Genomic DNA, 6,122 nt, shown 5'->3' on the forward strand with positions numbered 1-6,122 from the left:
TACTCATATTTGATTATGCAAAAAAGTGAGAGGTTATTATGGCAGATATCGGAGATAAATTACGTAGCGCTAGAAAAGCAAAGGGTATGTCTATTGAAGATGTAGAAAAAATAACTAAGATTCAAAGACGTTATCTGACTGCTTTGGAAAACAATGATTTTGATCAATTACCAGGCGATTTCTATGTTCGTGCATTCATTAAGCAATATGCACAAGTAGTAGGGTTGAATGGAAATGAGTTGTTAAATGATTTTCATTCAGAAGTTCCTAAGTCTAAACCTGAAGAATATGTCGAAAATTCAATTGATAATAAGACTGAAGAGGTTAGAAGAACTACTAGAAATAAACAAGGACTTTGGAAATCATATTTACCAAAAGCAGCAGCTATAATCGGCGTATTTTTAGTAATTTTTGTAATTTATTTAGTTTACGCCCACTTCTTTGCTCCAGGCTCAAATCAACAAGCTGCAAATCAAGCAGATAATGTAACTGTTTCATCATCTTCAGAGTCTTCTTCGAAGAAAAAGACTGTTACTCATAAAACTAAGACTTCAAAAGTAAGAATTGAAAAATTAGGTGAAAATAGATATCGCGTTTTAGACTTTAAAAAGGCAACTGATCGCGATTTGAGATTGTCAACCGGTTCTGTTTCAACTTGGGCCCAAGTAACAGTTGATGGACAAGTTAGATGGTCTGGTACTTTACAAGCAAATAGTGAACATAAATTGACGCTTTCTAAAGATGTCAAAAATGTGCAAGTTAACTTTGGTAACTCTTCATCGACTAAATTAACTTTGGCTGGTAAAAAAGTGACAGCACATAATGCTAATAATCCAAATGCTCCTCTAACTGTTAGTTTTGTGTTTGGCGCAGTAAAGCAAAATGCACAAACAAATAACAATACAACTAGTGTGCAAAATAATACTCAAACGAATACTTATTCTGCTAATACAAATAACACTAATAGCCAAGCTAACACTCAAAGTAGTCAAAATAGCACAAGCCAAACTCAAAATGTTCAACGTCCAGCGCAAAATCAGACTCAAAACACGCAAACTTCATCAGCTAATACTCAGAGCTCGACGCAACAAGCTCAACCAAGTCAAAACACGCAAAATGGTGCAACTAATCAAGGACAAACTAACGGAGGTCAAAGTAGATAATAATGAATTTGCCTAATAAATTAACCTGTTTCCGGATTTTCTTAATCCCTGTATTTATGCTAATTATTATCTTCGGTGGTAATGCTCACGTTGAATTTGCCGGCTCTACCGTTTATTGGAAATTAGTTATCGCTGCTGTTGTTTTTGCGGTGGCTTCAGCAACTGATTGGTTTGATGGTCATATTGCCAGAGCTAGAAATTTAGTTACTAATTTTGGTAAATTTGCAGATCCCTTAGCAGATAAAATGCTTACTATGACTGCATTTATTTTCTTAGTTGAATTAAAATTGGCTCCAGCATGGGTAATTGCTATTATTGTTTGTCGTGAATTAGCAGTAACTGGTTTACGATTAATTTTAGCTGAAAATAAAGGTCAAGTTTTAGCTGCTAAAATGCCTGGTAAGATCAAGACGACTTGCCAAATGCTTTCGATTATTTTCTTATTAATTGGCGATATTTACTATATTGGAACAATTTTATTGTACTTGGCACTTATTTTTACGATTTACTCAGGTTATGATTATTTCAAGCAAAGTGGTAGCGTATTTAAAGGTTCAATGTAATTAAGTAAAAGAAGCGAGGGCTTCTTTTATTTTTTATATTTTTAAATAAAAAAAACTAGTTTTAGTGTAATAAAGAGTGTAGAATAAATATTATCTTAAAACATTTGTTCGCTTATTTCTTGATTTTTATAGAAATTAATAAGTATAATTGAATAATGTAGGAGGTCTCAAGTTGGCTAAAGATGAAAAGAAAGCAGCATTAGATGCTGCACTTAAGAAAATTGAAAAGAATTTTGGTAAGGGTGCAGTTATGCGTATGGGCGAAAAAGTTGATACGCAAATTTCAACTGTTCCAACTGGATCATTAGCATTAGATGCTGCATTAGGCGTAGGTGGCTATCCACGGGGCAGAATCGTTGAAGTTTATGGACCTGAAAGTTCTGGTAAGACTACTGTAGCCTTGCACGCTGTAGCTGAAGTTCAAAAGCGTGGTGGAACAGCAGCTTATATTGATGCCGAAAACGCAATGGATCCAGCATATGCTGAAGCATTGGGCGTTGATATTGATTCATTAATTCTTTCACAACCAAATACTGGTGAAGAAGGCTTGCAAATTGCAGATACCTTGATTTCAAGTGGAGCTATCGATATTGTGGTAGTCGATTCAGTTGCTGCTTTGGTTCCTAGAGCAGAAATTGAAGGTGAAATGGGAGATTCTCATGTTGGTTTGCAAGCAAGATTGATGAGCCAAGCATTACGTAAACTTTCCGGTACTATTTCTAAAACTAAGACGATCGCAATATTCATTAACCAAATTCGTGAAAAAGTTGGGGTTATGTTTGGTAATCCAGAAACTACTCCTGGTGGTCGAGCATTAAAGTTTTATTCAACTATTAGATTAGAAGTTCGTCGTGCTGAACAAATTAAGCAAGGCAGTGACGTAATTGGTAACCGTGTAAAACTAAAAGTTGTTAAAAACAAGGTTGCTCCTCCATTTAAGGTTGCAGAAGTAGATATTATGTATGGTCACGGAATTTCTCAAACTGGTGAATTAATTGATATGGCTGCTGATAAGGATATTATCAATAAAGCTGGTTCATGGTATTCATATGGTGATGATCGCATCGGACAAGGTAGAGAGAATGCTAAGCAATACTTGCAAGATCATCCAGAAGTCTTTGATGAAGTTATGGAAAAGGTTCGTGCAGCCTACGGCATAGATTCAGAGTCTATTCAAGATCGCGAAGATCCTGAGAAAGTTAAAGAGGCTATAAAAAAAGGTAAAGATGCCAAAGACGAAGTGAGTAACTCCAAAAAAGAGGCAGACAAAAAATAGCGAAGAAATAAATTTAGACCTTGGTATTTAATGCCGAGGTCTATTTTGTTAGATTGACTTTAAAGGCTGCTACTTTTATTATTAATATGTGTGAAATAATTCTGATTAAAAAAGGCGATAGTAAAAATGATAAATACAACAAGTATAGTTATAATTTCTGCAGCTATCGCTATTGTTTCTATTCTAATTGGTGGTGCAGCTGGATACGGATTGCGTAAGCATAAGTGGGAAAAGAAAGCTGCTAATGCACAACATGATGCAGATCATATTCTTGCTCAAGCAAATGAAAAGCTTGCCTCAGCTAAGGCTGAAGTTGAAAAACAAAAGCTGCAAGCTCAGAGCATCAAAAAAGAAGCTCAAGATGCTAAAAAAGAGAAGATTCTTGAAGCACAAGAAGAAATTCATCAATATCGTGAAAGAGTCGATAATGAATTGAATCAGCGCAGACAAGAGGTTTCTAAGCAAGAAAATAGATTATTGCAGCGTGAAGACGCCATTGATCATAAGGATAATTTATTAGATCAAAAAGATGCAAAAATCACACAAAAGGAAAATCAAGTTAAGCAGTTAGAAGTTCAAGTTCAAGAAAAACAAAAGCATGCGGATGAGCTTATTTCTCAAAGAGAGAAAAAGTTGCTTGAAGTTGCTAAGTTAGAGCCTGAACAAGCTAAAAAGATTGTTTTAGATAACTTGTCAGACCAGTTAATTTCTGAACGTGCGCAGCTTATTAGAGAAAGCAATGAAGAAGTGCAAGCTAAGGCTGATCATTTTGCACGTAAAGTAATTGTTGAAGCTATTCAAAGTAGTGCAGCTGATACGGTATCTGAAAAAACTGTTTCAGTTGTAAATTTACCAAATGATGATATGAAGGGAAGAATCATTGGTCGTGAAGGTCGAAATATTCGTTCCTTTGAAGCATTAACAGGAATTGATTTAATCATCGATGATACACCTGACGTGGTTGTATTAAGTGGGTTTGATCCAATTAGACGTGAGATAGCTAAGAGGGCTTTAGAACGCTTAGTTAAGGATGGACGTATTCACCCCGCTCGCATTGAAGAAATGGTAGATAGAGCTCGTAAAGAGGTTAATGACGACATCTACGAGGCAGGTGAAAATGCATTGATGGAATTGAGTATTCATAAGATGCATCCAGAGCTTGTTAAGATTTTAGGTAGATTAAAATATAGAACATCATATGGTCAAAACGTTTTAGCTCACTCAATCGAAGTTGGAAAACTAACTGGAGTAATGGCTGCTGAACTTGGATTAGATGAAAAAATAGCGGTACGCGCGGGATTATTACACGATATAGGAAAATCCATCGATTATGAAATCGAGGGTTCTCACGTAGAAATTGGTGTTGAATTAGCCCGTAAATATCATGAACCTGATTTGGTTGTTAACGCTATTGCAGCGCATCATGGAGATGTGCCAAAATTGTCGTTTATTGCGGAATTAGTTGTAGCTGCAGATACTATATCTTCAGCTCGTCCAGGTGCAAGAAGCGAGTCTCTTGAAAATTATATTAGAAGACTTGAACAGCTAGAAACAATAGCTAAGAGTCACCAAGGAGTTGCTCAAGCTTATGCAATTCAAGCTGGACGCGAGATTAGAGTAATGGTTGAACCAGATAAGATATCTGATGACCGTACGGTAATTTTAGCAAGAGATATTAAGAATCAAATTGAAGATGATATGGAATATCCTGGTAATATTAAAGTTACAGTTATTCGAGAAAAACGGGCAGTTGCAATTGCCAAATAATAAAAAAGCCAAGTATCAACTTGGCTTTTTTATTATTTCTTTAACATTGTGAGTTGTTTTCACTAGGGGCAATTTGTATAATTAAAATCAGAAGTTTAAGAAAGTAGCTTTTTATGTTTCAAAATATAGTTAAAATATTTTTACTTGTTATAATTTCTGCAGCTATTACACCATTTATTCGAAAGCTCGCTTTCGTTTTGGGTGCTGTGGATAACCCGAACGCACGTCGAGTTAATAAAAAGCCAATGCCTACAATTGGGGGATTAGGCATCTTTGTAGCTTTTAATATTGGCGAGTTTGTTTTACTGAGAAATGAGTTTCCAACTCATGAACTGTTTTCAATATTATTAGCATCCAGTGTCATCATTTTAACGGGATTGATTGATGATATTTTAGAACTCAAGCCCCGCCAAAAAATGTTAGGTATTTTTATTGCGTCCTTGGTGATTTATTTCTTGGCCGGTATTAAAATGAATGAAATTTCATTGCCTTGGCTAGGAGATATTCAGCTAGGATGGTGGAGTTTGCCAATTACTGTTTTTTGGATTTTAGCCTTAACTAATGCAGTCAACCTAATTGATGGGCTTGATGGCCTAGCTACCGGGGTTTCAATGATTTCTTTAACCACAATGGGAATCGTTGGTTTCTTTTTCTTGCATACTTGGCAGCATTACGTTCCAATTATGTGTATCATGTTAGCTGCGTGTTTGCTAGGCTTTTTACCATATAACTTTCATCCCGCTAAAATTTTCTTAGGCGATACGGGTGCATTGTATATTGGATTTATGATTTCGGTATTGTCATTAAAAGGATTAAAGAACGTAACCTTTATTTCTTTATTAGTACCGATTATTATCTTGGGTGTACCAATTACTGATACTATTTATGCAATGATTCGTCGTAAGCTAAATAAAAAGCCTATTTCACAAGCTGATAAACATCACTTGCACCACCAATTGATGAAAATGGGATTAAGTCACCGTCAAACTGTGTTAGCAATTTACGGCTTATCACTGATTTTCTCATTTGTGTCATTACTCTTTATTGCAGCACCTGCTTGGGGTATTTGGCCATTAATCGTTGGTCTATTATTTGCCTTAGAGTTATTTGTAGAAACAATTGGACTTTTAGGTGAGCACTATAAACCGCTGCTTCATTTCTTACAGAAAATGATTAATAAGATGATGCGTGCAGATCCGGAAGTTAAAACGCACCATTTAAGCGATGAGAAAAAGAATAAGAATTAACTAAAAAGGCGTATCATTATGATATGAACCCCGAAATTCGGACAAGAATTTCGAGGTTTTTATTTATGGCTAAATTATCTAAACAAGACAAAATTGGTATTTACAA

General features: G+C 35.4%; 5 protein-coding genes. All 5 read left to right on the plus strand.

The features are described 5' to 3' along the window. Nucleotides 1-38: 38 nt before the first annotated feature. The 5 genes from BN55_RS04145 to BN55_RS04165 all read left to right on the plus strand — a co-directional run bounded on the left by BN55_RS04145 (nt 39) and on the right by BN55_RS04165 (nt 6,016). Nucleotides 39-1,163, plus strand: a complete 1,125-nt coding sequence (locus BN55_RS04145) for a helix-turn-helix domain-containing protein (RefSeq protein ID WP_008470582.1) — start codon at nt 39-41, stop codon at nt 1,161-1,163. 2 nt (nt 1,164-1,165) lie between these two features. Then, nucleotides 1,166-1,726 (plus strand): CDP-diacylglycerol--glycerol-3-phosphate 3-phosphatidyltransferase, encoded by a 561-nt coding sequence (gene pgsA / locus BN55_RS04150; protein ID WP_008470583.1) that lies wholly within the window; start codon nt 1,166-1,168, stop codon nt 1,724-1,726. 172 nt (nt 1,727-1,898) lie between these two features. Next, a complete protein-coding gene (gene recA / locus BN55_RS04155) occupies nt 1,899-3,002 on the plus strand; it encodes a recombinase RecA (RefSeq protein ID WP_008470584.1) in 1,104 nt (367 codons plus the stop codon). Between the two features lie 126 nt (nt 3,003-3,128). After that, nucleotides 3,129-4,769, plus strand: a complete 1,641-nt coding sequence (rny, locus tag BN55_RS04160) for a ribonuclease Y (protein WP_008470585.1) — start codon at nt 3,129-3,131, stop codon at nt 4,767-4,769. Between the two features lie 113 nt (nt 4,770-4,882). Beyond that, a complete protein-coding gene (locus BN55_RS04165) occupies nt 4,883-6,016 on the plus strand; it encodes a glycosyltransferase family 4 protein (protein ID WP_008470586.1) in 1,134 nt (377 codons plus the stop codon). Nucleotides 6,017-6,122: the final 106 nt, after the last annotated feature.

The sequence above is a fragment of the Lactobacillus hominis DSM 23910 = CRBIP 24.179 genome (assembly GCF_000296835.1).
GTDB classification, from domain to species: domain Bacteria; phylum Bacillota; class Bacilli; order Lactobacillales; family Lactobacillaceae; genus Lactobacillus; species Lactobacillus hominis.

What these genes read in the sequence shown, in the direction of transcription:
- rny (WP_008470585.1), top strand. Translation starts at nt 3,129, where the DNA reads ATGATAAATACAACAAGTATAGTTATAATTTCTGCAGCTATCGCTATT.
- BN55_RS04145 (WP_008470582.1), top strand. Translation starts at nt 39, where the DNA reads ATGGCAGATATCGGAGATAAATTACGTAGCGCTAGAAAAGCAAAGGGT.
- BN55_RS04165 (WP_008470586.1), top strand. Translation starts at nt 4,883, where the DNA reads ATGTTTCAAAATATAGTTAAAATATTTTTACTTGTTATAATTTCTGCA.
- pgsA (WP_008470583.1), top strand. Translation starts at nt 1,166, where the DNA reads ATGAATTTGCCTAATAAATTAACCTGTTTCCGGATTTTCTTAATCCCT.